This window comes from Rudaeicoccus suwonensis (assembly GCF_007829035.1).
GTDB classification, from domain to species: Bacteria; Actinomycetota; Actinomycetes; order Actinomycetales; family Dermatophilaceae; genus Rudaeicoccus; species Rudaeicoccus suwonensis.
Window position 1 is genome coordinate 115,616 of record NZ_VIVQ01000003.1, and the last position, 24,934, is coordinate 140,549.

Annotated in this window: 24 protein-coding genes; 10 read left to right on the forward strand and 14 right to left on the reverse strand. The window is 66.3% G+C overall.

All coding sequences use genetic code 11. The features are described from left to right. Nucleotide 1: 1 nt before the first annotated feature. Together BKA23_RS14785 and BKA23_RS14790 are read right to left on the reverse strand one after the other, a co-directional pair. Nucleotides 2-1,204 carry a DNA recombination protein RmuC gene (locus tag BKA23_RS14785; protein WP_145229858.1) on the reverse strand — a complete coding sequence of 401 codons (1,203 nt, stop codon included), beginning with the start codon at nt 1,202-1,204 and terminating at the stop codon, nt 2-4. A gap of 99 nt (nt 1,205-1,303) precedes the next feature. Further along, complete coding sequence (locus BKA23_RS14790; protein ID WP_145229860.1) at nt 1,304-2,251, reverse strand: DUF389 domain-containing protein; 948 nt, start codon at nt 2,249-2,251, stop codon at nt 1,304-1,306. Between the two features lie 169 nt (nt 2,252-2,420). On the opposite strand from BKA23_RS14790, the gene BKA23_RS14795 reads away from it, so the two are divergent. Both BKA23_RS14795 and ychF read left to right on the forward strand, forming a co-directional pair. After that, entirely contained in the window at nt 2,421-3,284 is an 864-nt protein-coding gene (locus BKA23_RS14795) for an oxidoreductase (protein ID WP_145229862.1), read from the forward strand. Between the two features lie 36 nt (nt 3,285-3,320). Continuing rightward, nucleotides 3,321-4,394 carry a redox-regulated ATPase YchF gene (gene ychF, locus BKA23_RS14800; protein WP_145229864.1) on the forward strand — a complete coding sequence of 358 codons (1,074 nt, stop codon included), beginning with the start codon at nt 3,321-3,323 and terminating at the stop codon, nt 4,392-4,394. Between the two features lie 85 nt (nt 4,395-4,479). Here the strand turns inward: ychF and BKA23_RS14805 are convergent, their stop codons facing one another. Beyond that, the gene (locus BKA23_RS14805; RefSeq protein ID WP_211841744.1) at nt 4,480-6,033 is read right to left on the reverse strand and encodes a carboxylesterase family protein; all 1,554 of its coding nucleotides are present in this window, start codon (nt 6,031-6,033) and stop codon (nt 4,480-4,482) included. A gap of 14 nt (nt 6,034-6,047) precedes the next feature. Here BKA23_RS14805 and BKA23_RS14810 point away from each other — a divergent pair, with 14 nt between their 5' ends. From BKA23_RS14810 to BKA23_RS14830, 5 genes are all read left to right on the forward strand, one after another. Continuing rightward, on the forward strand, nt 6,048-6,737 hold the full coding sequence (locus BKA23_RS14810) for a hypothetical protein (RefSeq protein ID WP_211841745.1): 690 nt from the start codon (nt 6,048-6,050) through the stop codon (nt 6,735-6,737). 108 nt (nt 6,738-6,845) lie between these two features. Continuing rightward, complete coding sequence (locus tag BKA23_RS14815) at nt 6,846-8,060, forward strand: NAD(P)/FAD-dependent oxidoreductase (RefSeq protein WP_145229866.1); 1,215 nt, start codon at nt 6,846-6,848, stop codon at nt 8,058-8,060. Between the two features lie 81 nt (nt 8,061-8,141). Beyond that, nucleotides 8,142-9,041, forward strand: coding sequence for a heavy metal-binding domain-containing protein (locus BKA23_RS14820; protein WP_211841746.1), 900 nt, complete (start codon nt 8,142-8,144; stop codon nt 9,039-9,041). Continuing rightward, entirely contained in the window at nt 9,041-9,565 is a 525-nt protein-coding gene (locus tag BKA23_RS14825; protein ID WP_145229868.1) for a hypothetical protein, read from the forward strand. Before BKA23_RS14820 ends, BKA23_RS14825 begins: the two co-directional genes overlap by 1 nt. Nucleotides 9,566-9,595: 30 nt before the next feature. Further along, the gene (locus tag BKA23_RS14830) at nt 9,596-10,423 is read left to right on the forward strand and encodes a class II glutamine amidotransferase (protein WP_145229870.1); all 828 of its coding nucleotides are present in this window, start codon (nt 9,596-9,598) and stop codon (nt 10,421-10,423) included. Between the two features lie 52 nt (nt 10,424-10,475). On the opposite strand, the gene BKA23_RS14835 is transcribed toward BKA23_RS14830, so the two are convergent. The 10 genes from BKA23_RS14835 to BKA23_RS14880 all read right to left on the reverse strand — a co-directional run bounded on the left by BKA23_RS14835 (nt 10,476) and on the right by BKA23_RS14880 (nt 20,523). After that, entirely contained in the window at nt 10,476-11,267 is a 792-nt protein-coding gene (locus tag BKA23_RS14835) for a DUF1295 domain-containing protein (protein ID WP_145229872.1), read from the reverse strand. Beyond that, the gene (locus BKA23_RS14840) at nt 11,260-12,609 is read right to left on the reverse strand and encodes an SAM-dependent methyltransferase (RefSeq protein WP_145229874.1); all 1,350 of its coding nucleotides are present in this window, start codon (nt 12,607-12,609) and stop codon (nt 11,260-11,262) included. The genes BKA23_RS14835 and BKA23_RS14840 overlap by 8 nt, the downstream gene beginning before the upstream one ends. Further along, nucleotides 12,606-13,868 carry a class I SAM-dependent methyltransferase gene (locus BKA23_RS14845; RefSeq protein ID WP_145229876.1) on the reverse strand — a complete coding sequence of 421 codons (1,263 nt, stop codon included), beginning with the start codon at nt 13,866-13,868 and terminating at the stop codon, nt 12,606-12,608. The genes BKA23_RS14840 and BKA23_RS14845 overlap by 4 nt, the downstream gene beginning before the upstream one ends. Next, nucleotides 13,868-14,566 carry a DUF1365 domain-containing protein gene (locus BKA23_RS14850; protein WP_246104680.1) on the reverse strand — a complete coding sequence of 233 codons (699 nt, stop codon included), beginning with the start codon at nt 14,564-14,566 and terminating at the stop codon, nt 13,868-13,870. Before BKA23_RS14850 ends, BKA23_RS14845 begins: the two co-directional genes overlap by 1 nt. A gap of 23 nt (nt 14,567-14,589) precedes the next feature. Further along, the gene (locus BKA23_RS14855) at nt 14,590-15,855 is read right to left on the reverse strand and encodes an NAD(P)/FAD-dependent oxidoreductase (RefSeq protein WP_246104681.1); all 1,266 of its coding nucleotides are present in this window, start codon (nt 15,853-15,855) and stop codon (nt 14,590-14,592) included. Nucleotides 15,856-15,932: 77 nt separating this feature from the next. Further along, nucleotides 15,933-16,679 (reverse strand): anti-sigma factor, encoded by a 747-nt coding sequence (locus BKA23_RS14860; RefSeq protein WP_145229880.1) that lies wholly within the window; start codon nt 16,677-16,679, stop codon nt 15,933-15,935. Then, the gene (gene sigK, locus BKA23_RS14865; RefSeq protein ID WP_246104700.1) at nt 16,676-17,245 is read right to left on the reverse strand and encodes an ECF RNA polymerase sigma factor SigK; all 570 of its coding nucleotides are present in this window, start codon (nt 17,243-17,245) and stop codon (nt 16,676-16,678) included. The genes BKA23_RS14860 and sigK overlap by 4 nt, the downstream gene beginning before the upstream one ends. 72 nt (nt 17,246-17,317) lie before the next feature. Continuing rightward, nucleotides 17,318-17,983: a fasciclin domain-containing protein gene (locus BKA23_RS14870; RefSeq protein WP_145229884.1), complete on the reverse strand. Its 666-nt coding sequence runs from the start codon at nt 17,981-17,983 to the stop codon at nt 17,318-17,320. Between the two features lie 96 nt (nt 17,984-18,079). Beyond that, complete coding sequence (locus BKA23_RS14875) at nt 18,080-19,678, reverse strand: molybdopterin-dependent oxidoreductase (protein ID WP_145229886.1); 1,599 nt, start codon at nt 19,676-19,678, stop codon at nt 18,080-18,082. Nucleotides 19,679-19,794: 116 nt separating this feature from the next. Continuing rightward, nucleotides 19,795-20,523 (reverse strand): Type 1 glutamine amidotransferase-like domain-containing protein, encoded by a 729-nt coding sequence (locus BKA23_RS14880; protein ID WP_145229888.1) that lies wholly within the window; start codon nt 20,521-20,523, stop codon nt 19,795-19,797. Nucleotides 20,524-20,747: 224 nt separating this feature from the next. Here BKA23_RS14880 and BKA23_RS14885 point away from each other — a divergent pair, with 224 nt between their 5' ends. From BKA23_RS14885 to BKA23_RS14895, 3 genes are all read left to right on the forward strand, one after another. Further along, a complete protein-coding gene (locus BKA23_RS14885; RefSeq protein ID WP_145229890.1) occupies nt 20,748-21,323 on the forward strand; it encodes a hypothetical protein in 576 nt (191 codons plus the stop codon). Nucleotides 21,324-21,398: 75 nt separating this feature from the next. Then, nucleotides 21,399-22,121 (forward strand): class I SAM-dependent methyltransferase, encoded by a 723-nt coding sequence (locus tag BKA23_RS14890; protein ID WP_145229892.1) that lies wholly within the window; start codon nt 21,399-21,401, stop codon nt 22,119-22,121. 9 nt (nt 22,122-22,130) lie between these two features. Next, nucleotides 22,131-22,619, forward strand: coding sequence for a glutathione peroxidase (locus tag BKA23_RS14895; RefSeq protein ID WP_145229894.1), 489 nt, complete (start codon nt 22,131-22,133; stop codon nt 22,617-22,619). 563 nt (nt 22,620-23,182) lie between these two features. On the opposite strand, the gene BKA23_RS14900 is transcribed toward BKA23_RS14895, so the two are convergent. Next, the gene (locus tag BKA23_RS14900; protein WP_145229896.1) at nt 23,183-24,802 is read right to left on the reverse strand and encodes an MFS transporter; all 1,620 of its coding nucleotides are present in this window, start codon (nt 24,800-24,802) and stop codon (nt 23,183-23,185) included. Between the last annotated feature and the right edge of the window lie 132 nt (nt 24,803-24,934).

Genomic DNA, 24,934 nt, shown 5'->3' on the forward strand with positions numbered 1-24,934 from the left:
CTCAGCCCGCTGCTGCGCCGTGGTCGCGTTTCGGTGCGCCGTCACCTGCCGATGGTGCGGTGAAGTCGAGCATCGGCCGGGCGACCTGCTCGTCGAGCGCATCAATGAGTTCTTGCGCGGTCAACGGACGCGTCGCCACCTCGACCGGCTGCTGATCGGGCAGCACCTCACTGGTCACACCGAGTGCCTGCATCTGCCGGGCAGACACCAGCACGCGTGATTCGAGCGCACCGACCATCGCGTTGTAGGCCTCGACCGACTTGGTCAACGACGTGCCCAGCTTCGCGGTGTGCCTGCCCAGCGTCGTCAGTCGTTCGTAGAGAGTCGTGCCCAGCCGCAGCAGATCCTGGGCGCCGCGCACGAGACTGTCCTGCTGCCACGCGTAGGCCGTCGTCCGCAGCAGGGCAAGAAGCGTGCTGGGCGAAGCGAGCACGACCTTGCGTTGCATCGCGCGATCGAGCAGGGCCGGGTCCTGGCGCAAAGCCGCCCCGAGCATCGCGTCCGCCGGCAGGAAGCACACGACCATCTCCGGTGTCCGCTCGAACGCGCTCCAATACGCCTTCGCCGCAAGGGAATCCACGTGCCGCAGGAGCGCCGTGGCGTGCTCGTCCAGCAGCCGGTCGCGCTCGTCCGGCCTGACGTCGGATGCCTGCGCCGCCAGGAAGCTGCGGATCGGTGCCTTGCTGTCGATCACCAGCACACGGTCACCGGGCAGGCGCACGACGACGTCCGGGCGCACCCGCTGCTCCAGATTCGTCACGGCGGTGACCTGTTCGTCGAAATCGCAGTGCGACAGCATGCCGGAGTGCTCGAGCACCCGGCGCAGTTGCACCTCGCCCCAGGCACCACTCGTCGACGACGACCGCAGAGCCCCGGTCAGCTGCACGGTCTGCGCATGCAGGTCGGCAGTGGTGCGGCCCACGTCGCGCAGGCGCGCACCGAGTTCGCCGAACTGCTCGACGCGGTCGCGCTCCAGAGTCGAGACCTGCCGCTCCACCCGCTGCAGCGCGGCGCTCAGCGGCGCAAGGACCGATGCGGTCTCATGGTCGTCGGAGACAGCGGACTCCAGATCCACCACCCGCTCACGCAGCAGCGTCGTCTCGGTGCTCGCCGCGACGAGTCGCGCGGCATACGTCATACGTGCTGCAAGAAGGACGACGGCGGCGCCGACCAACAGTCCGGCGACAAAGGCGAAAAACTCCATGACCCGGAGCCAATCATGAGCCACCGACAACGGCACAGCCTTCGTCGGCTCCGTGACGGCGAAACCGGTTGATACCCGATCGAGTACAGGGCTGACGCGTCACGGGCGGACGTGTGCGGTGATCCTGTTGAGGTGATGCCACCAGCGGCGCTGCACCAGCAGCACGACGGCGCCGGCGATCGTCATACCGACCAGGTTGATGCCCAGTTGCGCGGCCGAGCCACCCATCTCACGCGGCGCCCACACCGCGAGCGCCAGCGCGAAGTTGCCCGCCGCCGGCACCGTTGTCACCGAGATGAAGACCCCGACCATGGCCTGTGCCTTGTCCGTCGACAGTGCCAGGACGCCGGCGGCGCCCGCGAGGATCGCCACGATGAACGACCAGATGTTCGGCTGCCAGATGAAGCTGGTCTCGGGACGCGGTCGCGTGACGTCGCCCGCGGTGATCTGGCCGAAGGCCCGGCCGATCAGCGCCAGCGCGGTGATGACGAGCACCGCGACGGCGAACGCGGTGACCAACAGGATCAGGCTGCGAGCGACCAGGCCCCAGTTGCGCAAGACAAGCGCGGTGCACAGCGACGCGACGGTTGCGAACTCCGGGCCCACCACCATCGCGCCCACGACGAGCACGGGGGAGTCGGTCACGACCGCGACGGCGGCCAGCGCGACGGCGATGATCAGGAACAGGTAATAACTCAGGGTCGAGCGAGCGCCCGCCTCGGCCTGCTCCTCGATCTGCGCCCAGATCACGGCATCATCCGGTTCCCCGATGGCGAGCCGGTCGATCATCGACGCGGCGCGATAGGGCGTCGCAGTCAGTGACGACACGTTGATGCCGCCGCGCTCGGCGAGGCCGGTGCGTTCGATCTCGTCCAGCAGGGTGCTCGCTGCTTCGCGCGCCACATCAGCCTCGAGCACGTCGCCGCGCGGTTTGGTGGCGATGCCGCGCTGGACACTGACGTTGGTGACGGCCTCGTTGTCGTTCAACAGGTCGCCGAGCAGACCGGTCAGGTCCGGCGGGGTGGTCAGCCGCAGGTGCACGAGCATGACCGCACAGTATTGCGACCGGGCTGTATGCCGTGGCTCCCGCGCTGGTGCGCAGCTGATAGGCCTGTTGACCTGACACACGATGCTGTTGTGATGCCTGGATAACAACGTCTGCTGCCAGGTCATCGATAAGTGGATCGTTGTCGTAGCGGCGTGATGGAGTGGAGCCATGACGACAACGACGTTCACGCTGGCCGGACACACCGTTTCACGCATCGGGTTCGGCGCCATGCAACTGCCGGGGCCCGGTGTCTTCGGCCCGCCGAGGGATCACGACCAGGCCATTGCGGTGCTGCGACGGGTGATCGAGCTCGGCATCAACCACATCGACACGTCGCAGTTCTACGGCCCGAATGTCTCCAACGAGTTGATCCGGGAGGCGCTTGCGCCATACCCGGCGGATCTGGTGCTGGTGTCCAAGGTCGGCGCCCGACGTGACGGGTCGGGCAACTGGCTGCCGGCGCAGACGCCGAAGGAGCTCAAGGACGGTGTGCACGAAAATCTGAAAACCCTTGGTGTCGAGTCACTTCCGGCGGTGAACCTGCGCGTCATGTCGGCCGAAGAGCACCCCGGTCACGTCGAAGAGCCTTTCGAGGACCAGCTGACCGCCATGCGCGAACTCGTCGACGAAGGGTCGCTTGAGGCCTTCGGCGTCAGCACCGTCACCGAGGCACAGGTGCGGCTGGCCGCCGATGCGGGTGCGGTGTGCGTACAAAACGCCTTCAACCTGCTGCACCGCGACGACGAGCCGGTGTTGCGGTTGTGCGAAGAGCGTGGCTTGGCATACGTGCCGTACTTCCCGCTGGGGTCGGCGTTCCCGAACATGCCCAAGGTGACCGAGGACCCGCGCGTCATCGGGCTCGCGCAGCAGCGTGACGTCACCCCGTCGCAGATCGGCCTGGCCTGGCTGCTCGCGCAGAGCGACAACCTGCTGCTGATTCCGGGCACCTCATCGGTGGGGCACTTGGAGGAGAACACCGCCGCGGGCCAGGTCGAGCTGACCGAGGAGGAGCTGGCCTCGTTGAGCGAATAGGGCGGGCGGCGGGGGAGCCCGTAGACTCCTGTGCCCGTGGCCCTCACCATCGGAATCGTCGGACTGCCCAACGTCGGCAAGTCCACCATGTTCAACGCCCTGACCAAGAACAACGTGCTCGCCGCGAACTATCCTTTCGCGACGATCGAGCCCAACGTGGGCGTCGTGCCGTTGCCGGACGCCCGGCTGCAGGGGCTGGCGGAGATCTTCAAGTCCGAGAAGATCCTGCCGGCGACGGTGTCCTTCGTCGACATCGCCGGAATCGTGCGCGGGGCCTCCGAGGGCGAGGGCCTGGGCAACAAGTTCCTGGCGAACATCCGCGAGGCGGACGCGATCTGCCAGGTGATCCGGGTCTTCAACGACGACGACGTGGTGCACGTCGACGGCAAGGTGTCGCCGGAGTCCGACATGGAGACGATCAACACCGAGCTGATCCTCGCCGACCTGCAGACTCTGGAGAAGGCGGTGCCGCGGCTGGAGAAAGAGGTCAAGGGCAAGAAGACCGACAAGGCCGTGTATGACGCCGCCCTGGCCGCGCAGGAGCTGCTCGAAACCGGCGACACCTTGTTCAGCAAGGGTTTCGATGTCGCGCCGATCCGCGAGCTGGGGCTGCTGACCGGCAAGCCGTTCCTCTATGTGTTCAACCTTGACGAGGACCAGCTGTCCGACGAGGAGCTGCAGGCACGGTTGCAGTCGCTCGTCGCGCCGGCCGAGGCGATCTTCCTCAATGCCAAGCTCGAGATGGATCTGGCGGAGATGTCAGAAGCGGATGCGCTCGAGATGCTGCAGTCCTTCGGCGCGACCGAGTCGGGCCTGAATCAGTTGGCGCACAAAGGTTTCAACACCCTCGGCTTGCAGACGTATCTGACCGCCGGCCCCAAGGAGACACGCGCTTGGACCATCCACCGCGGGTGGACGGCGCCGCAGGCGGCGGGTGTCATCCACACCGACTTCCAGAAGGGCTTCATCAAAGCCGAGATCATCTCGTATGACGATCTCATCGCCCTGCGCTCGGTGGCCGAAGCCCGCGCGGCCGGAAAGGCGCGCATGGAGGGCAAGGACTACGTCATGCAGGACGGCGACGTGGTGGAGTTCCGCTTCAACGTCTAGGGCTGTTGCCGGCTGTCGAGGAGCCACTGGGCTCTCGAACCGGCCGAGGCAGTGTGCGCTGAGGCGCCGGTCGCCCCATGCCACTTCAGCCGAAGTGGCGGATGAAGCCGTTGGGTGGAGCGTACGTCTGCCAACCGTCGATAACTCCCGTGGATACGAATTCCCCTACAGTGCCGGCGAATTCGTGGGCGAGGGCGCGTTCTGCGGCACCGACTCCGGACAGTGACGCGCTTGACGAAAACGCATCGAAGGTGTTGAACAAGAACGGCAGCTCGACGCAGTGTGTGGCGCCCAGAGCGTGCGGGTCATCGGCCGGCGCATAGTCGAACTGGTAGACGTAGGTCGTGCTGCCACCGTCTGCATGGTGGTCGGCGATCGCCACTGAGTCGTCCCTGAAAAGCGCGTCCGTCTGCACGGCCGTGAAGATCTGCGCCGGCGTCCGGCCAGATAGGCGCGCTGCATGCCGCTCGTAAGTGGCACGGGCGGACGGCTCGCCGACCGCGGCGGTGAGCAGGCCGAGCGCGGCCTCAATGGTGAGCTGCTGGATGCGCGGATCGAACGCGAAGAACGCCGTGGACTCATCGTGAGTGGTGCCGATCATCAGTGGCTTGCCGTCGATTCCGCCGGCGGGCACCGCTTCATGGGGCGCGCGTGGCACCCCGGCCGCGCCGAGCACGGGATACATCGGCGGTGCTGCGTTGCCCGGCACCGACACCTGCCGAGCGAGTTGACCGTAAGCGTCGAGCAACTGCTGAGCAGGTATGTCGCGCAACGCCTTCCCGTAGTCGGATCCGGTGGCGATGCCCAGCAGACGGAGGTATGCCTCGGCGTGCTCGGCGGCATGTTGCGGATCCTGCGGTTCAAGACCGAACGGGCCGCTCTGCAGCAGCAGTCGCGACACCGATGGTCCTGTCGTCGGGTCCAGCCCGAGCAGCAGCGCGGAGTACGCGCCTGCGGACTGGCCGCCGACCGTGACGACGCCGGGGTCACCACCGAACGAGGCGACATTTTCCAGGGTCCAGCGCACCACGGCTCCCTGGTCCTGCGGGCCGAGGTTGGCTGCACCGATCTGTGGCAGGTAAAGGTAGCCAAGAGGTCCGACGCGATAGTTCGCCGTCACCACGACGATGTCGCAGAGTTCGGCAAGGCGCCTCCCGTCATACCAATCCCAACCACCGCTGCCACTGGTGAACCCACCGCCATGCCACCAGATCAGCACGGGGCGGGCCGACCCGGGCTCGCCCACCGCCGCCAGCGGAGTGAACACATTGACGGTGAGGCAACCAGCTTCGTCCCAGTCAGGAGTTCGGGCGCCCTGGATGTGCTCCAGCCGAGATGCTGACTGGGGCACCGACGGACCGGCCAGGACCGCGTCGCGCACTCCACTCCACCCCGGATGCGGTTGCGGCGGGGCGAAACGCAGTGCACCCACCGGCGGCGCGGCATACGGGATACCGCGGAAGCTGACGGCATCACCCTCGACGATCCCCTGCACCGTGCCTCGGCTGGTGTCGACAGTGAGCTGGACGAGATCGGTCATGGTGCGCTCCAGGATCTGCAGGCTGTACGGGTCACGGTCGTTCATGCGCCACATCGGCGTGATCTGCAGGATGCACCCTGTCGGGACCCAGGCAACCATCGCACCATTCGAGAATGGACCACCGGATCATCTCGTCTCGCCGCGGGGTACTGACTGTTGTGACCGCGACGCTGGCCAGTGGCAGCCTCGCAGCCTGCGCAAGCTCCGCCGGCGACAGGCGCACCTCACTTCAGACGGCTGGTGCGGTCGCTGCGGACGACACCGTGATGATCGTCCGCCACGCGGAGAAGCCGGAGGGTGGAGGCGCGCCATACGGCGTCACTGCGCAAGGTGATGTCGATGCCGAGTCGCTCACGGTCACCGGATGGTCGCGAGCTGGTGCGTTGGTCGGCCTGTTCGACCCGTTCGACGTGAACGGTCCGATCGAGCCACGTGCCGGGCTGCAGCGACCTGAGCGGCTGGTGGCAGCTGATCCTGCCGACGGCAGTGCCCGTCCGGTCGAGACGCTCACGCCGTTGAGCGAACGGCTGCAGATATCCATCGAAAGTTCCTGGCCGAAGAAAAGTGCTGCGACGGTGGCCGCTGCACTGCGCAGCTCTCGCGGCGCCACCTTGGTCGCGTGGCAACACCAGGACATCCCGGCGATCGCAGAAGCGCTCGGCAGGTCCGAACCGGCTGTTCCGAGCAAGTGGCCGGGGGACCGGTTCGACGTCGTCTGGGTCTTTCGAAGGCGCGGGAGCGGCTGGGTCTTTTCGCAGGTGCCACAACTGCTGCTGGCAGGCGATCGGGACACGACGATCTGAGGGTCGCAACCTCTCGAAAGCCGATGACGGTTCCCACGCTCGCGGCCGGTGGACTGTGTTGCACTGGATGTGTCCGGTCAACCGGCTTCCCGCGCAAAGGTGGCAATGATGAACGACCAGAGCACCGACCTTTCCTACGACTACGTCATCGTCGGCGCAGGCATCGCCGCCGCAGCTGCAGTGAAGGGCATCCGCGCGCTGGACGAAACAGGCACGGTCGCGATCTTCGGCGCCGAGTCCGATGCGCCGGTCTATCGGCCGGATCTGTCGAAAACGCTGTGGTTGGAGGCGGACAAGGAGCTCGGCGACTCGCGACTGCTCGATGACGAGACGTCGGTCACCGAGAGGTATGGCGCAGCCGTCGCGTCGGTTGCGCCGACGGAGCACCAGCTGTCGCTGGCCGACGGCACGACCGTCGGCTTCGGGAAGCTGCTGCTGGCGACCGGCTCGCGGCCGCGCGTCGGCGGCATACAGCCCGGTGACCGGGTCGTTTATTACCGCACCGCTGCCGACTACCGGCGACTGCGCGAGTTGGCGAAGCCCGGAGCACATATCGCGGTCGTGGGTGGTGGCTACATCGGCTCCGAGATCGCAGCAGCGTTGTCACAGAACGACATTCGGGTCACGCTCGTCGTGCCCGACGAGTTGGTCCTGCAGCACATGCTGCCGGAGAGCCTGGCGCGGCACGCAACCGAGGCGTTGCAGGCGCACGGTGTCACGATCGTGCACGGCAGCCTCGACTCCGGCTCGGCCTCGGACGCCGATGTGACTCTGCAACTGACCGACGGCACCGAGATCACCGCCGACGCGGCTGTCGTCGGGATCGGTGCGACGCCCGAGACTGCGCTCGCCGAAGCCGCCGGGATCGGCGTCGACAACGGCATCGTCGTCGACGAGACGCTGCGCACCGGCGCAGCCGACGTCTACGCCGCGGGCGATGTCGCGTCATATCCGGACGCTCTGCTGGGTCGGCGCCGGGTCGAGCACGCCGACGCCGCCGAATCGATGGGGGAGGCCGCCGGGCGATCGATGGCCGGCGCGGTTGACGCCTACACGCACACGCCGTTCTTCTGGTCCGACCTGTATGACGACGGCTACGAGGCGATCGGTGAAACCTCCACTGCGCTGGTCACTTTCGAGGACTGGAATGACGACAGGACCGCGGTCGTCGTCTACTACCTGACCGACGCCGGAAAGGTCCGCGGAGCGTTGTTGTGGAACACCTGGGACTCGGTGCCCAAGGCACAGGCGGTCATCGCCGAAACGGCATCGACTCCGGTGTCGGATCCGAGCGAGCTGAAGGGCCGGATTCCTCCGGGCTGAGGTCATCGGCCTCGCCCAGCAGGCTCACAGTGTTCGCCCGGAAGATGAAAACGACAGACCATCGCATCGAAGGAGTGGGACGTGGCATTCGGTCGCCGGGATCAGGGGCAGGACAACGCGCAGCAGATGCCGCAGGGGCAGGTCCAGGCGCAAGGTCAACAGGTGCCGGCCGAGTCGGGCACGCAGCTGCCGCCGGCGGCGATGCAACGAGTGCAGCGTCTGGCACAGCGCGAGCAGCAGGACAAAGGCGCCTTCACCTCCGACCTGTCGGTCAACGAATTCGTCCTCGTGCACAAGCTCGGGTTCGAACCGCTCGGCTACGTGATGGGTACCTCGATCTACCACATCGGCTACCAGTTCCAGAACTGGGGACGATCGATGGAACTCGAGGTCCTCTCGGCGGCGATGTTCCACGCCCGCTCGCTGGCGATCGAGCGGATGCGCAGTGAAGCCCACGCCCTCGGCGCAGACGGAGTCGTCGGTGTGAACCTGCGGATCCAGCGATATGCCTGGCAGCAGGGCGAATTGGAGTTCATGGCGGAAGGCACCGCCATACGTGCGCGGCAGCCCAATCCGGCGTACAAGCTGCGTGACGGCGGCCCGTTCACGAGTGACTTGTCGGGCCAGGATTTCTACACCCTCGTGCGTGCAGGGCACTTCCCGCGGGCGTTCGTCTTCGGAGCCTGCGTCTATCACGTTGCGCACCAAGGACTTCGGCAGACTTTGAAGATGGCGGGCCAGAACATGGAGATGCCGCAGTTCACCGAAGCGGCATACACCGCAAGGGAATTGGCGATGACTCGGATGGAGGACGAAGCCAACAAATTCGGTGCCGACGGCATCGTCGGGGTCACCACCGGGGTGAACGCCCATGTGTGGGGCGAGCATGCCTCGGAGTTCCTCGCTGTCGGCACCGGCGTGGTCAGCTCCCCGGAGAGCGGGCTGCCGGAGCCCACGATGATCATGTCGCTGAACGTCTGATGGTCTTCGGTCGCGGGCGGCGTGAGCGCAACCTCATGCCGCCGCCTCCGGAGTACGGGCCGTCGGTGCCGAAACCGTTCTCGGAGTTGATGACTCAGGGTCCGATGACGCCGTTGGAGCGGCTGGCTCGGCAGTCGCGAATCCCTGACGAGGCGCGCACCCTCGTCGTCCAGATCGACACCGAAGCCACCCAGGCGGTGCAGTACATCGCTGCCCACGGCATCACCGGCCTGGAGGCCTTCGAGGTCGAGCGCATCCGCGACGAACACGCGCCGGCATCGGTGCGGTCCTACCTCGATCTGCCGCCGGGCACCGCCGACACCGTGCCACTGCAAGACGGTCGCACCGGCACTCAGTTGCTCATCGACGAGCTCGAGGTCTTGCTCAACGCCGTGCGCAAAGCAGTTGCAGCAGTGGGCGTTTCGGGTCAAGTCCAGGCAGTGGTCAATCACCGGTTCCTGGTCGACAAGTATGGCGACCGTGACCTGCGCCTCAGTCTCGACGAGCCGGACCAGCGCGACTGACAGTTGCAACAACCTCGAAAGTGAGACGGCATGTGCCGCTTGTTCGGACTCCACGCCGGTCGTCGGCGCGCCCATGCGACCTTCTGGTTGCTCGATGCGCCGGACTCGCTCGACGCGCAGTCGCACCGCAATCCCGACGGCACCGGCATCGGGACCTTCGACGCCGACGGTCGACCGCACGTCGACAAGCAGCCGCTGGCGGCTTTCGAGGACGCCGAATTCGCCACGGAGGCAAAAGAACTGGAGTCCACGACCTTCGTCGCACACGTGCGCATCGCGACGACCGGTCGGCACACCGACGCGAACACCCATCCGTTCGAGATGGATCGGCGCATCTTCGCGCACAACGGCGCGATCGGCGGCTTGGACGTTCTCGAGAAGGAGCTCGGTGACGACCTGGCACGGGTGCACGGTGACACCGACTCGGAGCGCATCTTCGCTCTCATCACGCGAGAGACGCAGCGGGCCGACAGCGACGTACGGGCCGGTCTCGCGAGCGCATTCGAGTGGCTCGCAACCAACGTGCCGGTGTTCGCCGTCAACATCGTGCTGACGACCCCGACGCAGCTGTATGCCGTGCGCTACCCCGACACGCACACGCTCTATGTCAGCGACCGTCGTCAGGCAGCCGAACCAGCACTGGATCACCGCAGCTCGACCTCCCGCGTCCACTCGACCGACCTCGGCAAGACGGCGTCCGTCGTGATCGCGAGCGAACCGCTCGACGACGGTGACTGGCAACTGCTGGGCTCAGGCGAACTGGTGGTCGTCGACCAGGATCTGAGCATCGACCGTAGCGTGCTGATCGACCACCTACCGGCCCATCGGCTGACGCCAGACCAGGTGAAGCACAGCTGAGCCCCATCGGCGCGGGTGATGGCCGGCGAGGCGCGGGCACGAGCGGGGAACGTCAGGACTGCTCGGCGGCTCGCTTCTTCGGCGGAAGCGGAACGAAAAGGCTTGTCCGTTCACGGTATTCGGAATATCCAGGCCGTTGTGACATGTGCCGTTCGAGCAACCGGGCGCCCGACCCGGCGACCAGCAACCACACCATGAGTGCCGACGACAGCACGGTCAGCGCGCCCGGCCACGCGGTCACAGCCACCAGGTAGATGCCGGTCCACACGCACGCGTCGCCGAAATAGTTCGGGTGCCGGGACCAGCCCCAGAGACCCTGATCCATCACTTGAGGTCGAGGGTCCATGCGTTTGTATGCCGCAAGCTGTCGGTCGGCGACCGCCTCGATGATGAGACCGCCGACGACGATTGCTGCTCCGACGACGGTCAGGATGATGCCGAGCCCGTGTGGGTCACTCGTCACCGCGACCACCTGCAGCGGCAGCGAGATGAACCACTGCAGCACGCCTTGTGTGAGGAAGACGCGCACTGCCACGGCCGCGACCGAGCGCCCTTCCGCGAGCTTCACGTAGCGCGCGTCGTCGGCACCACCGCGACTGCGTTGGAAGATGTGCCAGCCCAGTCGGCAACCCCAGATCGTCACGAGCACAGCGAGCAGGGAACGGCGACCGATGCCGCCCGAACCGAAACACAGTCCCACGATCGCGACGAGCGCGAACCCCGGTCCCCAGATCACATCGACGACCGACCAGCGGCCGACACGGCGGGAGACTGCGAAGGTGACGACCTGCAGCACCGCCAGGACCACAGCGGACCCGACGGTGAGCCACAGGAAATCAGTCACGCGGGTCGCTCCACTCGCGTGGACGCACGGCCGGCAGGCCGGTCGGCGCACTCGGTCGCCGGACCGACAGGATCTGGTCGACGCCCATGCGGCCCTGTTCGAACGCGAGCAGGCCGCCCGCGAGATACAGCTCCCACACCCGCACGACCTCGTCGCCCACGAGGGCGGTCAACTCGTCACGGTGTGCGTCGAAGCGCGCCTGCCAGCCGCGCACCGTCCAGACGTAGTGCTCTCGCATGGCGTGCACATCACGCACCTCGAGACCGGCGTCCTCCAGCAATGCGACCGTGTCACCGACAGGACGCATTGTCATGTCGGGCGCGATGAAGGCCTCGATGAACGGGCCGCCACCGGGATGCCGTCCACGTCTGCTCATCTGCTGGATCAGCACGCGCGCGCCGGGGGCTGCCGAGCGATACAACGTGGCGGTGTAGTCGGGGTAGCCCTTGTCGCCGGCATGTTCGCCCATCTCGAGGGAGGCGACGGCGTCATACGTGCCACGCACGTCGCGGTAGTCGCACAACTCGATGGTGACCAGGTCCTCGAGGCCCCGGTCGCGAATCCGCTTGTCGATGAACGCCTTTTGCTCGGCGGCGATCGTGACACCCGTGACCTTGGCGCCATAGTGCTGCGCGGCGTGCAGCGACAGTGAGCCCCAGCCGCAGCCGACGTCGAGCATGGTCATGCCCGGGCGCTCGTGCAGGCCGATCTTGCGGCAGACCAGGTCGAGCTTGTCGCGCTGTGCGTGTTCGAGTGAATAGTCAGCATTCTCAACGCCATCCAATGGCGAACCAGTGACGTAGGCGCTCGAATACGCCATGTTCGCGTCGAGGATCAGCTCGTAGAAGTCGTTCGACAGGTCGTAGTGGTGATGAATCACCTCCCGGTCTCGACCCTTGGAGTGCAGCCGTCCCGAGACGGCGATCTGGGTCTTCGGCGGCTTCGGACGGCGGCCGAATGCACCGTGCCGTCGTGCGACCTGCACCAGACCGAGTACTGCCCGAGGGTCACTCAGCCGCATCGTGAGACCGCGTTCGGCGACAACCGCCCACGCGTGCCGCAGTGCATCCGCCACCGACCCCTCGATGTCGATCTCACCGGTGACGTACGCCTGCGCAGCCCCGAGTTCGCCCGGATACCAAAGCAATCGGCGCAGCGCGTTGGGGGAGTTGAGGCGAACCTGCGGCGCATCGAGCGGACCGGCGGTGCTGCCGTCCCACGCGGTCAGATGCACTGGCAGGTCACCGATGAAGGGGACGAGCGCGTCGGCGAGATCGCCGGCGACCCCGGATGTCGGTGCCGTCGTGACTGGCCGGTGGCGCTCGGCGATGTCCTGGGTCATGCCGCCATCCCGTTGTTGACGAAGGTGAGTTGATGCACGTTGAGATAGCCGGACGTGAAGCCGCCCTGTGAATAGCGCAGGTAGAAGTGCCACATCCGGCGGAAGGTCTCGTCGAAACCGAGCCGATCCAATTGCGTTGTATGCCGATCGAATTCGTTGGCCCAGGCGTCGAGAGTGCGTGCATAGCTGTCGCCCATGGCCAAGTCGTCGATGAGTTCGAGACCGACGCGCGCGGCACTGGTGCGCAGCATCTCGATCGAGGGCAGCGCCCCACCGGGGAAGATGTACTTGTGGATCCAGGTGTACTCGTTGCGGGTTGCCTGGACGCGGTGGTGCGACATGGTGATGGCCTGTATGGCGGCGCGCCCGCCGGACTTCAGTGATCGTGCGATGCGCTCGAAGTAGGCGTCGAGGAACTCGAGCCCGACGGCCTCGATCATCTCCACGGAGACCACGGCGTCATACCTGCCGTCGACGTCGCGGTAGTCGCAAATCCGCACGCGAGCCTTGTCGGCGACACCTTCGTGCGCCAGCAGTTTGTTCGCCCACTTTTCCTGCTGTGAAGACAGGGTGACGCTGTCGACGGTGGCGCCACGCCGTGCAGCGCGAAGTGCCAAACTGCCCCAGCCAGAACCGATTTCGAGGACCGAAGTGCCGGCGCTGGCCTCCGCCTGATAGAGCAGACGATCGATCTTGCGCTCCTGGGCGCTGACCAGTGACTCGTCGTCGTCGGCATACAACGCCGACGAGTAGGTCATGGTGGGGTCGAGGAAGGTCGAGAACATGTCGTTGGAAAGGTCGTAGTGACGCTCGACGTTGGTGCGGGAGTTCTCCGGCTGCGGGCGGTCACTGCGCGGTGCGGCGCTGCCGTAGGTCGCGCGCAGTCTGCGCAGGGGGCGGGGCACGAGTTCTTCGACATGGGTGGCGAATTCGGTGATGAGTGCCGCTAGGTCATCGCAGTCCCAGTCACCCGCTTGGTAAGCCTCACCGAAGCCGATGAGGCCGTCGGTGCCGATGCGACGCAGCAGCGACTCGGGCGAATGTACGCGCATCAGTGGAGCTTCGTCACTGTTCCCGGCACCGAGGATGCTGCCGTCGGGCATCATGACGCGGATCGACATTCGGGACACGGCATACCGGAAGATTCGGCCGGCGACGATGCTGCCGATCCGTGCCCGGGCGCCGTGCGGCACGTGAGCGACATCTGGCCAGCGAACCGGGTCGATGGTGAGCCGTGGTTGTGGGGTTGCGGTGGTCATCACGCCTCCTGAGGGTCTGATGAAGGACGGGGTTGCACTGGAAGGCGGCGGGCCCACAGGCGCACGCCCTGCCAATGGATGCGGGCTGTGACGAGTTGCGCAGCGACGGGAGCATGAATTCCGAAACGTAGTCGTTCCAGGGGAGTTCGTGGTCTGTGCCCCTGCCATCTGGCAACGAACGGCCGCTCGCCGTCACGATGCAGGGTGATCGTCACATCGAAGCCGTCGCGCTGCGGCGGTGCGAGCACGAGGGTGTAGGAGCCACTGACGTCGTTGAACGGCGAGACGTAGAACTGCTTTTCGGTGGTGGCGACATCGCGCCGATCGGTCCGGAGCAGGTAACAGTGCCGCCCGCCGTAGGTGTTGCGCACCTCGGCGATCACGACCGGCGGTTCGCCTGCAGGAGCGCACCAGTAGACCGAGAGCGGGTCGAAGGCGTAACCGGAGGTGCATGCGCCGGTGAGCACCTGGATGCCGGCGCCGGAAAGATCGACACCTTCGCCCGCCGCGAAGTCGATGACATTCTGTCGCCACGTCTTCGTCGGATCGCCCAGGTGGTCCTTGGCGCGGAATCGCACGAATGGCGTTCGCCACCAAAGGCGTTTGCCGCCAGCCTGATCGGTTGACAAGTCGACCAGCCACGCGCACGAGTGATACGTGAAGTCGTTGCGCAGCGGCGAGGTGCGAGTGTGCCGCACTCTCGCTAGGTAGCCGTCGGCCTTCACCACGCGCCGCCGAGCGCCTGGGCCGCCTTCAGCCCCGACAGTGCGCCGTCCTCATGGAAACCCCAGCCGTGGTAGGCGCCCGCAAAGGCGAGCCTTGGCTGGTTGAGCTCGGACAGGCGGCGCTGCGCGGCAATGAACGGCGCGTCATACAAAGGGTGTTCATAGTTCATCGTGGCGACCACCTGAGACTGGTCGACGCGGTGGCGCCCGCCGAGCGTCACCAGGAACCGCTGCCCCTGCGGGTCGGGCAGGCGCATCAACCGGGTCAGGTCATAGCTCACCAGGACGCTGTCCTGCTGGGTCTGCGGCAGCAGGTAGTTCCACGAGGCGCGCGCCCGCACCGCGCTCGGCAGCACCGTCGTGTCCGTGTGCAACTGTGCCTCGTTGGCGGAATACCGCATGCTTCCGAGGATTTCGGTGGCAGTTGCGGATGGCTCGGCGAGCATGCCGAGCGCTACGGAGGGGTGTGTCGCGATGACCACGGCGTCGAATTCGGCAGTGTCGTCATCGGTCGCCACAGCGACGCGGTCGGTGAACGTCCGCACGCTGCGAACAGCCGCGTTGCAGTGCAGATGGATCGCGGGCGCTGCGAGAACGGCTTCGACATACGTGCGCGAACCGCCTGTCACCGTGCGCCACGTCGGTGAACCGGTGACAGTGAGCATCCCGTGGTGCTGCAGGAAGGTCAGCAGGCTGCGTGCGGGATAACCCATCGCATCACGCGGATCGCAGGACCAGACGGCGGCCACCAGAGGCCGCGCGAAGTGCTCGAGGAAGTCGGCGGAGAAGCCGCGGTCGTCGAGCCAGTCCCCGATGCTGGTCAGCGTGCCGTCGTCGGCGCTGTCGAGCAGAGCAGTCGCTTCGCGGTGGAACCGGCGGACCTGCAGCAACATCTTGACGAACTGCGGCCGGACGCTGGTGCGTGGATCCGCGAAGATGCCGGCGGCCCCCTGACCGCCGGCATACTGCCACCCGGTGCGCTCGGAGCGCACCGACATACTCATGTCGGTCGGCTGGGTCGGGATGTGCAACTCCCGAAACAGTCGCTGCAGCGTCGGGTACGTCCGGTCGTTGTGCACGATGAATCCGGAATCGATCGCGACCTTGTTGCCATCGACCTGGATGACGTCGTGGGTGTGCGCATGACCGCCCGGGCGGCCGGCGGCCTCGAAGACCGTGACGGCGGCGCTACGCGCAAGGACGTGTGCGGCGACCAACCCGGCGACGCCACTGCCGATCACGGCGACCCGTTCGAACTGCACCTTCGCGATCCCTTCGCTGGTAACTCGTTATGCCGAAAGGAGTTCGTCGCCGCCGACCGAACGGATGGGTCCTGTGTTCAGCTCAACATCACAGTCGCAATGGGTGCTGTGGTGGGCCGGACAGAACCGCCCGCAGGCTCCATCGTGATCGCGGCTCCGTGGCTCGTCGCAAGCTTTCCCTTCATCAGCGTCTCGTGGCCCGGGGTCACGAACCCGGCGCTGACGGGACCGTCGGACGTCAGCATCCATGCCTGGTATACCCAACCGCGGGGGGCTGCCGAAACGCCTTCAAGGGTGATCAAGGCCTTACCCAGCTTGCTCGAGGCCGTGAGAATCATGGTGCCGGAGCGGGCTTTGGCGGAGAGCACCTGCTTGTCCGAGGCATTCTCGACCTGTTGCACGGCGCTGGCGGTCGTCTGATGCGAGTGCCCGCTGACCTGTCGCACGACCGCGCCACCACCCACGAGAAGCACCACCGCAGCCGCAGCGGCCGTCAGAACACGCCATCGGCGAGGGACCTTGCCGGCGCGTCGCCGGGCCAACTCGTCGATGGGTGCGTCGGATGACTTGCCCGACGATGCGACCGACGCTGGAGCGGCGTCTTGAGACGTGACTGCGATCTGGGCCAACAGGTTCGCGCGCAGCGAAGGTGGCGGGGCGACAGGAGGAGCGGTGCCGGCGAGCGTCGCCCCGATCTCGGCGAAGGCCGCGACGTCCTCACGACATTCGGCGCAGGTTGCCAGGTGCTCGGTGGCGGCGAGGTGATCGGCCTTGCTCAAACCGTCCATGACGTAGTCCACTGCGTCGATGTGTGCGTCGTTCATCGCTCTCCTCCTAACTCGCGTCGCATCTTCATGAGTCCGTCTCTGATTCTGGATTTAGCTGTGCCGAGGGCGATTCCGAGCCGGTCGGCGACCTCGACGTGTGAAAGCCCACCGAAGTAGGCCAGTTCGACCGCCTCGCGTTGTATGTCGGAGAGCGTGCTTACGGCGGCGCGCACTCGCTCGGCGCGCAACCGATCGTCGACCTCGGCTGCGGTGGTGTCGTACTCGGGAGCGGTCTGCGCAGCTTCGTAGGCCTCGTCCCGTCGATGTGCCGCACTCACCGAGCGAACGCGGTCCACCGCTCTGCGGTGGGCAATGGTGAACAGCCACGACAGCGCCGACCCGCGCATGGGATCGAACGCGGGGCCGGTGCGCCATACCTCGAGGAAGACCTCCTGCGTGACTTCTTCGGCGATCGCGCGGTCGACCACGATGCGGCAGACCAGTCCGTGCACCCGGGCGCTCGTGGCGTCATACAGCTGGGTGAACGCGGACTGGCTGCCATGGCCGACCTGGACCAGCAGGTCGGCCATCGGAAGCGTGTCGGCGGTGCTCACATGCCCCATTGTTGCCTGTGGGGTCATGTTGCGTGTGGCTGCACCACTTGGTGACAGCGTGAGCACCGCCGACACGTCAGATCACTTGGCCATCAGCACCGAGTCGATGATGTAGACGGTCGCGTTCGAGGTCTGCACGTTGCCGCAGATCACGCTCGCCATTCCGTCGACCATGAAGTCGGAACCGGAGCCGGTCACGGTGATGGTGGTGCCGGCGAGTGACTTGTGGCTGCCGGCCAACTCGGCCGGGGTCAGCCGTCCGGAGACCACGTGACCGGTGAGCAGCTTGGTCAGTTCGGCCTTGTTGGCGAGCACGGCGTTCAGCTGCGAGGCCGGGATCTTGGCAAAGGCCGAGTTGGCCGGAGCGAAGACGGTCAGGGCCGGGGCGCTGTTGAGGGTGTCGACCAGACCGGCCTTCTTGACGGCGGTCACCAACGTCGACAGGACCGGGTTGTTGGAAGCTGCGGTGGCGACCGGGTCCTGCTCCATTCCGTTGAACGAGCCCTTCCCGGAGGCCGGAACGGCCGAGCAGCCGGAGCCGAAGGGCGCCGAAGCATCGGCGGCGCCAGAACTCATCGGCGCGCTGGACATCGGCGAACTCGAGGACATCGGCGAACTCATCGACGTGCTCGACATCGGCGAGCTGCTGGAGGCCGAGGAGCCGCTGGAGCCCGAGCTGCCGCAGGCGGTGAGGGATGCTGCGATCACGCCGACCGAGGCGACCGAGAGGGCGAGGCGAGTCTTCATTTTTCGTTCTCCTTGAGTGCGTGTGTTCTGTTTGGTGCAGGAACACAGGTGATTCGGACTGGTGATGGACCCGGATGGGTGCCAGCGGAAGTTTTTTCAGCTGACGAGGAAAACGCGCTGCTCGATGCCGCTGGAACCGTCGGGAAACACCGGCGCGCTGGTCGTGCTCTGCTGTTGGTTGTCGCCGTAGATGACGCGTGCCTGCAGGGTGTGCTGGCCGGACTTCACGTTCGGTATGACGTAGGCCCATTGCCGCCAGTAGTCGACGTTGACGTCGGGCCCCATCATCGCGTCGGTCCACGGGCCGTTGTCGAGGCTGATCTGCACCTTGACGACGCCTTCTCCCTGCGCCCAGGCGATTCCCCCGGCAGTGACCTTGCCGGCGGGAACCGTTGCGAGAGAGCCGGGTACGTCGATGCGTGCAGTCGGCTTGATCTTCACTGCAGTGCCCCACCCGCGTTGGGTCCAGTACGCCTTTTTGTCCGCGAAGGTGGTCACTGTCATGCGGGTGATCCACTTGGTGCAGCCGCACATGCCGTACAGGCCCGGAGTGACCAGGCGCGCTGGGAAGCCGTGTGCGCGTGGTAGCGGTTCGCCGTTCATGCCGACAGCGAGCAGCGCTCCACGGTTGTCGGTGAGTGCGCCGAGCGGAGTGGAGATGGTGAAGCCGTCGAACGAGGTGCTCAGCACCTGCAGGTCCGGCCGCTCGGGGTTGCGAACCTTCGCCTTTGCCAACAGTTTCGCGGTTGATACGCCTCGCCAGGTGGCGCCTCCGGCATACGGGCCGCCGACCGGATTGCTCACGCAGGTGATGGTGATGTTCTGCTCTTCCAGACCCATGTCGATGAGGTCGGAATAGCTTATTTTGTAGGGGTTTTCGACATCGCCGTCGATGTGCAGCTCCCACGAGTCGGCGTCGAGGGTCGGTGTCGACAGCTCGGTGTCGACACGGTAGAACGAGCCGTTCGGGGTCCGCAGCGGCGTGATGCCCGGCACCTTCGTGTCGAGTCCGACAGGTATGGCGGGGGCGGGTGTCCTGGCGGCCGGCAGCTTGATGCCCAGCGCGGACTTCGCGTCGTTGATGCGCTGTGCGCTGTAGGCGCCGATCGCCGCGAGCACGGCGGTCGTCGTCGAGCCGATGATGAATGAACGACGGCTGGCGCGAACGCCTTCACCGTCGTTCTTGCTCGCATTCGGCAGGAGCGCACGAACCTTCTGCAGCAGCCCCGCCGCGGTGGCGTCGCCGGCCAGCGCCATGAGCACGACCAACGCGATCACGCCCACCACTCCGGCGGCGACCGTCGGCAGCAGTTGGCCGACGGATCCGTAGGGCCGGCTCAGCACGGCGTATCCGGCGACAACCAGCATCACCACCAGTAAGGCCGCTCCCAGCAACAGCATTCGGCGGGCCAGCAGCCCGGCGACGATTGCGAGAATCAGCACCCCGAGTGTGACCGAACTGAGCAGCACGAGTTTGTCGTTGGAACCGAAGTGCTGGATGGCCCAGTCCTTCAGCGGTGTCGGGGTGCGGTCGATCACCGCCTCGCCGACCGCGAGAACAGGCGATGTGGCCTTGTTGCGCAAGGAAGCCACGAGTTGGCCGATCGCCAGACCGATGCAGACCGACAGCAATCCGGCCAAGGCTGCCCTGATCCAGCCGACATGGGTGTTGCGCGGAATTGAAGGGGTGCTCATGGACGTGATTCGTCACGCCCGGTCGGCCGGATGGGTTCACCCGTTGCGTCGTCGACCGACCATTACTCTCGTGGGAGGTCACCCTCGGCGGCGACGAGCCCGGTGCGGGTTGGCCGTCAGTGCAGGCGCCGAGCCTCGATCACCGTTTCCACTGCTGAATTGCCTTCGCGCGCAACGTGATACGCGCTCGCTCCGTCGATCTCGGCGACAGCCTCCACGAAGGCCGTGCCGCGGTAGAGCAGCCCGACGCCATCGTCGGAGCAATAGGACTCCGGCACCGTGCCGTCGGCGACGAGGCGTTGCAGCAGCGGTCTGCGCTGGGCTTCGCCGTCGTAGTGCACGCCGTTGCCGTAGGGCAACAGGCCGAGCCCGTTGGTGACCGGTCGCAGATCCGGTCCGTAGGAATCAGTGGTGCCGCCGACGTGCCAGCACAGTGATCCAGCGCTCACGCCGGTGAGCACGACACCTGCCTGCCACGCCTCGCGCATGACCGTGTCGACGCCGTGCACGCGCCATACGGCAAGGAGGTTGGCGACTGAGCCGCCCATCACCCAGATGACGTCCTGGCTCAGCAGCTGGCCGGCGATGTCCGGCACATTCGGCATCGGAAACAACTGCAGATGCGAGTGCTCGTACCCGGCGACCCGCGCGGCCTCCGCCAGCGAGTGCAGGACGTGCGGGTTGTCGCCGAGGGCGGTGGAGATCGTGCAGATGCGCGGTGTGCGTCCGGTGACGCCCGCGAGTTCCACTGCGAATTGGGTCAATTCGGAGAATTCGAAGTACGTATGCCGCCCGGACCGTATCCCGCCGGAGGTCGCGAGCACCGTCGGAGCGTCAGCCGTCATACCGACGGATGGTAGTGCACGACCTCGCGGTGGTCGGCGCGTTCCATGTGGGGCGGCTTGAGCTGTACAGTTGATCCATACACGCGTTCAGGACGGTCGGAAAGTCGGCTTCGCGGGCGTGACGGGACAAAGGTGGAGTCAGGGGCGGGGGTCGGCGCGACAGTTGCCACCATCTCGGTCCGGGGGCCGAAAGGGTGCCAGGAGTGGATGTGAGCGGTGGCTCGGTGAATCGAAGGACGCTCGCCAAGGGCGCGGCGTGGGCTGCGCCGGTCCTCGTCCTGAGCTCTCAGGCGCCGGTGTTCGCAGCGTCGCCGGTTCCGTGCCCGGCGGTGCCGACCCCGACCGGCTGGACGATGACGACGTCAGGCTCACCCGGGAGCACGACGACCGGCGGTTACGGCTGGACCAGCACGGCGCCGTACTCGTTCAGCGAAGTGCAGGACGCCGCTTCGAGGAAGACGTTCACCGTCACAACGACCACGTCAGTCGGCGTGACCGCCGGCGTCACCTACACCATCAACACCAACGTGACATTCAACTACGGCAGCAACAACGCGAACACCAGCAAGCCGCAAACCTGTTCGCTGGTGATGGGCGGCACCACGATCTTCTCCTACACAACCGGCTCCAGTCCGCTGACGACTCCTTACAGCGCCGTGCCTGTCAGCGGCACCTATCAAGCGACCAGCACGGGCTTGGTGGCACTGACCTTCACCTTCGCCGTCCAAGCGCCCGGCAGCGGCGGCAATGACGATGTCACGGTCACCTTGCCAACTTTTTCCAATTGCGTCGCCACCTGATCGATCACGGCCGACCCCAGCCCGCGGCGAGATAACTCGTGGCACCCATGGGCCGAGAGTCGGTAGCGTCCGGTTGTGGCCGACCCGATCTACGCCGACGCCGACCTTGCGGCCATCTATGACGCGCTGGACCCGGACCGCTCCGATCTGCTCGCTTATGCCGGAATCGTTGCCGAGTTGCGCGCCCGCAGTGTGCTCGACATCGGCTGCGGCACAGGGACATTCGCCACGCTGCTGGCCCAGTGCGGCGTGAGTGTGGTCGGCGTCGATCCTGCGGTCGCATCGGTCGAGCTGGCGCGCACCAAGCCGTATGCCGATCAGGTCACCTGGGTGGCAGGTGACCTCGCCGCGGTGCCGCCGCTGCAGGTCGACCTGGTCACCATGACCGCGAACGTCGCGCAGGTCTTCCTCGCAGACGAGGACTGGCGGGCCGTGCTTGTGGGCGCCCACTCCGCGCTGCGATCGGGAGGGCACCTTGTCTTCGAGACCCGTGATCCGGCACGCGCGGCATGGAACGCCTGGAATCGTGCCGATTCGCACACGGTCACCTTCATCGGCGGGGTCGGCCGTGTCGAGACCTGGCTGGATCTGCTGCAGGTCGACGACGCGCATGCCCTGGTGACCTTCCGGCATACGTTCGTGCTGCCCGACGGTGCGCGGCGCGTCTCGGAGTCGACGCTGCGCTTCCGGAGCCGTGAAGAGGTGCAGTCATCACTCGACGCGGCCCTCGAGACCATCGACATACGTGATGCGCCGGATCGAGCCGGGCTCGAAATGGTCTTCGTCGCGCGGGCATAGGCTGCCCCGATGAGCATCCTCAACGACACGATTGCCCGCCTCGACGGAACTCCCGGCACCCTCGCGGACCTCACCGGCGGCAAGCCGGCGCTGCTGGTCAACGTGGCCAGCAAGTGTGGTCTCACGCCGCAGTACGCCGAGCTCGAAACGCTCCAAAAGGACTACGAGGACAAGGGATTCACGGTCGTCGGCCTCCCGTGCAACCAGTTCGCCGGGCAGGAGCCCGGCAGTGCTGAGGAGATCCAGGAGTTCTGCAGCGCTACGTATGGCGTGACCTTCCCGATGAGCGAAAAGATCGAGGTGAATGGCGCCGGGCGTCACCCGATCTATGCCACCCTGACGCAGGCTGCGGACCAGGACGGTCGCACCGGCGACATCCAGTGGAACTTCGAGAAGTTCGTCATCGACGCCGGCGGCGAGGTGGTGCAGCGGTTCAGCCCACAGGTGACGCCCAGTGACGAGCGCGTCACGGCGGCCATTGCCAGCGCGATCGGCTGACACCACCCGTCCTATTCGACCTGGCGGTCGATCACGTCGGCGCGCTGGTCGTGAGATGTCTGCTTTTGCCGGATCGTGTCGCGGGATTCCGGCGGATCCTGACATTTGGTGGGGTGTGCGGCGCGCTGGTCGTGAGATGTCTGCTTTTGCCGGATCGCGTTGCGGGATTCCGGCAGATCCTGACATGTGGTGGGGTGTGCGGCGCGCTGGTCGCGAGATGTCTGCTTTTGCCGGATCGCGTTGCGGGATTCCGGCAGATCCTGACATGTGGTTGGGGTGTGCGGTGCGCTGGTCGTGAGATGTCTGCTTTTGCCGGATCGCGTTGCGGGATTCCGGCAGATCCTGACATGTGGTGGCGTGTGCGGTGCGCTGGTTGCGAGATGTCTGCTTTTGCCGGATCGTGTCGCGGGATTCCGGCGGATCCTGACATTTGGTGGGGTGTGCGCGCGCTGGTCGCGACCCATCCCGACCCATCCCGTTATGTCGTGCGCGGACAGCTCTGACTCAGACGGCAGTGGGGTGGGATCTCCTCAGATCCCACCCCACGTGTCGTCTGGCGGTGCTCAGACCTTGGCCAGATCCGGGTCATCCTCGGGCGTCGCGGACTCACCGGTCTCGTGCAAACCGGATCGGTGTGCACCGGCTGCGTGTGAACCGGCTTCGTGTGCGCCGGCATCTTCCGCGCTTGCCAGGTGGCGCGGGGCGGGACGCTCGTTGCGCGGCCGGATGAGCAGCGCCGCCACGATGCCGCCGACGATGCCGAGCACACCGGCCACGATCGCTGTCAGGCGCAGACCGTCAGCCGTCGCGATGTGGATCGCGGTGTGCAGTTGCTGTTGGTAGGCCGCCGGCACGCTGTGCAGCACCATCTGGCTCTGACCACCGGCGACTGCGTTGCCGATGGAAGACGACTTCGGCACGTGGTGTGATGACAGAGATGAGCTGATCCGCGAGGCGAACAGGCTTCCCATTGCAGCGATGCCAAGAGCGAAGCCGAGCTGGCGCGCGGAGTTGACGGCTCCGGCCGCCATACCGCCGCGATCCTTGGGCACCGCCGACATCGCGGTCGAGCTCAAGGTCGGAGCCGACAGTCCGACACCGACACCGGAGACGAACAGACCCGCGACGAGGGCCTTCCAGTCGGCGCCGGCGCCCATCTGGATGGCCACGATCACGCCGCCCACACCGGTGAGCGCGATGCCGAGGCCGACGGCCCACCAGTTGCGGTCACCGTGCATGAGTCGTCCGACGGATGCACTGGTCGCGAAGGATGCGATCGCGAGTGGCAGGGATGCCAAACCTGCCTCGACCGGCGACATGCCGAGCACCGATTGCATCCAGATAGAGGCATACGTCAGATAGGCGAATGCGCCTGCGGTGAGCACGAATCCGGCGATCAGCGCGCCGACGAACGGACCGCTGCGCAGCAGCGCGAGGTCGAGCATCGGGTGCTTCAGCTTCGCCTCGGCAATCACGAAGGCGACCAGTGCCACCAGAGAAACCGCGAACAGGATGACCACCAGCGAGTTGCCCCACCCGTGCTCGTTGGCGCGGATCAGCGCGAACGTCAGGGCCCCGGCGAAGACGGTGAAGGTGGACATGCCCAGGAAATCCAGCGGTGTGCGGTGCCGCTCGTCGGACCGCAGCACCACGAAGCTCAAGACGATCGCGGCGACCGCGAAGGGCAGGTTGACGAAGAAGATCCACCGCCAGGACAGGTGCTCGGTCAGCAGACCGCCCGCGATCGGGCCGATGGCCGCTGCAGCTCCCGAGACCGCACCCCAGATGCCGTATGCCGTGCCGCGATCACGCCCGTGATAGCTGTTGTTGAGCAGCGCGAAGGTCGTGGCGAACATCGCGGCACCGCCGACGCCCTGCACGGCGCGCGCCGTGATGAGGATCGAGGGGTTCTGCGCCAGGCCGCTCGCCGCGGACGCGGCGGCGAACAGCGCCAGACCGACGATGTAGGTCGCCCGGTGACCCAGCCGGTCGGCGAGCGAGCCGATACCCATCAGCAGGGCGGCCAGGACGAGGGCGTAGATGTCGACGACCCACTGCAGCGAGGTGAAGCTCGTGCGCAGGTTGTCGGCCATGGCGGGCAGAGCGACGTTGACGATGGTCACGTCGACGAGCAGCATCAGTGTGCCGGTGCAGATGGTGACAAGTGGCAGCCATTTGCGCATGGGTTCAACCTTTCCGATGAGGGGCGAGTGATCGGGATGACGACGTCTGTCGGCAGGGCGTCACTCGCGCTCCGCACAAAATCATCGGGGCCAGCACCGACAACGCGATAACCAGCGGTGCGTCGGCGTAGA

Excerpts from the sequence above, each read along its gene's own strand:
- BKA23_RS14785 (WP_145229858.1), bottom strand. The coding sequence starts at position 1,204 with ATGGAGTTTTTCGCCTTTGTCGCCGGACTGTTGGTCGGCGCCGCCGTC.
- BKA23_RS14790 (WP_145229860.1), bottom strand. The coding sequence starts at position 2,251 with ATGCTCGTGCACCTGCGGCTGACCACCCCGCCGGACCTGACCGGTCTG.
- BKA23_RS14795 (WP_145229862.1), top strand. The coding sequence starts at position 2,421 with ATGACGACAACGACGTTCACGCTGGCCGGACACACCGTTTCACGCATC.
- BKA23_RS14805 (WP_211841744.1), bottom strand. The coding sequence starts at position 6,033 with ATGGTTGCCTGGGTCCCGACAGGGTGCATCCTGCAGATCACGCCGATG.
- BKA23_RS14810 (WP_211841745.1), top strand. The coding sequence starts at position 6,048 with ATGGACCACCGGATCATCTCGTCTCGCCGCGGGGTACTGACTGTTGTG.
- BKA23_RS14815 (WP_145229866.1), top strand. The coding sequence starts at position 6,846 with ATGAACGACCAGAGCACCGACCTTTCCTACGACTACGTCATCGTCGGC.
- BKA23_RS14825 (WP_145229868.1), top strand. The coding sequence starts at position 9,041 with ATGGTCTTCGGTCGCGGGCGGCGTGAGCGCAACCTCATGCCGCCGCCT.
- BKA23_RS14830 (WP_145229870.1), top strand. The coding sequence starts at position 9,596 with ATGTGCCGCTTGTTCGGACTCCACGCCGGTCGTCGGCGCGCCCATGCG.
- BKA23_RS14840 (WP_145229874.1), bottom strand. The coding sequence starts at position 12,609 with ATGACCCAGGACATCGCCGAGCGCCACCGGCCAGTCACGACGGCACCG.
- BKA23_RS14845 (WP_145229876.1), bottom strand. The coding sequence starts at position 13,868 with ATGACCACCGCAACCCCACAACCACGGCTCACCATCGACCCGGTTCGC.
- BKA23_RS14860 (WP_145229880.1), bottom strand. The coding sequence starts at position 16,679 with ATGAACGACGCACACATCGACGCAGTGGACTACGTCATGGACGGTTTG.
- sigK (WP_246104700.1), bottom strand. The coding sequence starts at position 17,245 with ATGGGGCATGTGAGCACCGCCGACACGCTTCCGATGGCCGACCTGCTG.
- BKA23_RS14870 (WP_145229884.1), bottom strand. The coding sequence starts at position 17,983 with ATGAAGACTCGCCTCGCCCTCTCGGTCGCCTCGGTCGGCGTGATCGCA.
- BKA23_RS14875 (WP_145229886.1), bottom strand. The coding sequence starts at position 19,678 with ATGAGCACCCCTTCAATTCCGCGCAACACCCATGTCGGCTGGATCAGG.
- BKA23_RS14880 (WP_145229888.1), bottom strand. The coding sequence starts at position 20,523 with ATGACGGCTGACGCTCCGACGGTGCTCGCGACCTCCGGCGGGATACGG.
- BKA23_RS14895 (WP_145229894.1), top strand. The coding sequence starts at position 22,131 with ATGAGCATCCTCAACGACACGATTGCCCGCCTCGACGGAACTCCCGGC.
- BKA23_RS14900 (WP_145229896.1), bottom strand. The coding sequence starts at position 24,802 with ATGCGCAAATGGCTGCCACTTGTCACCATCTGCACCGGCACACTGATG.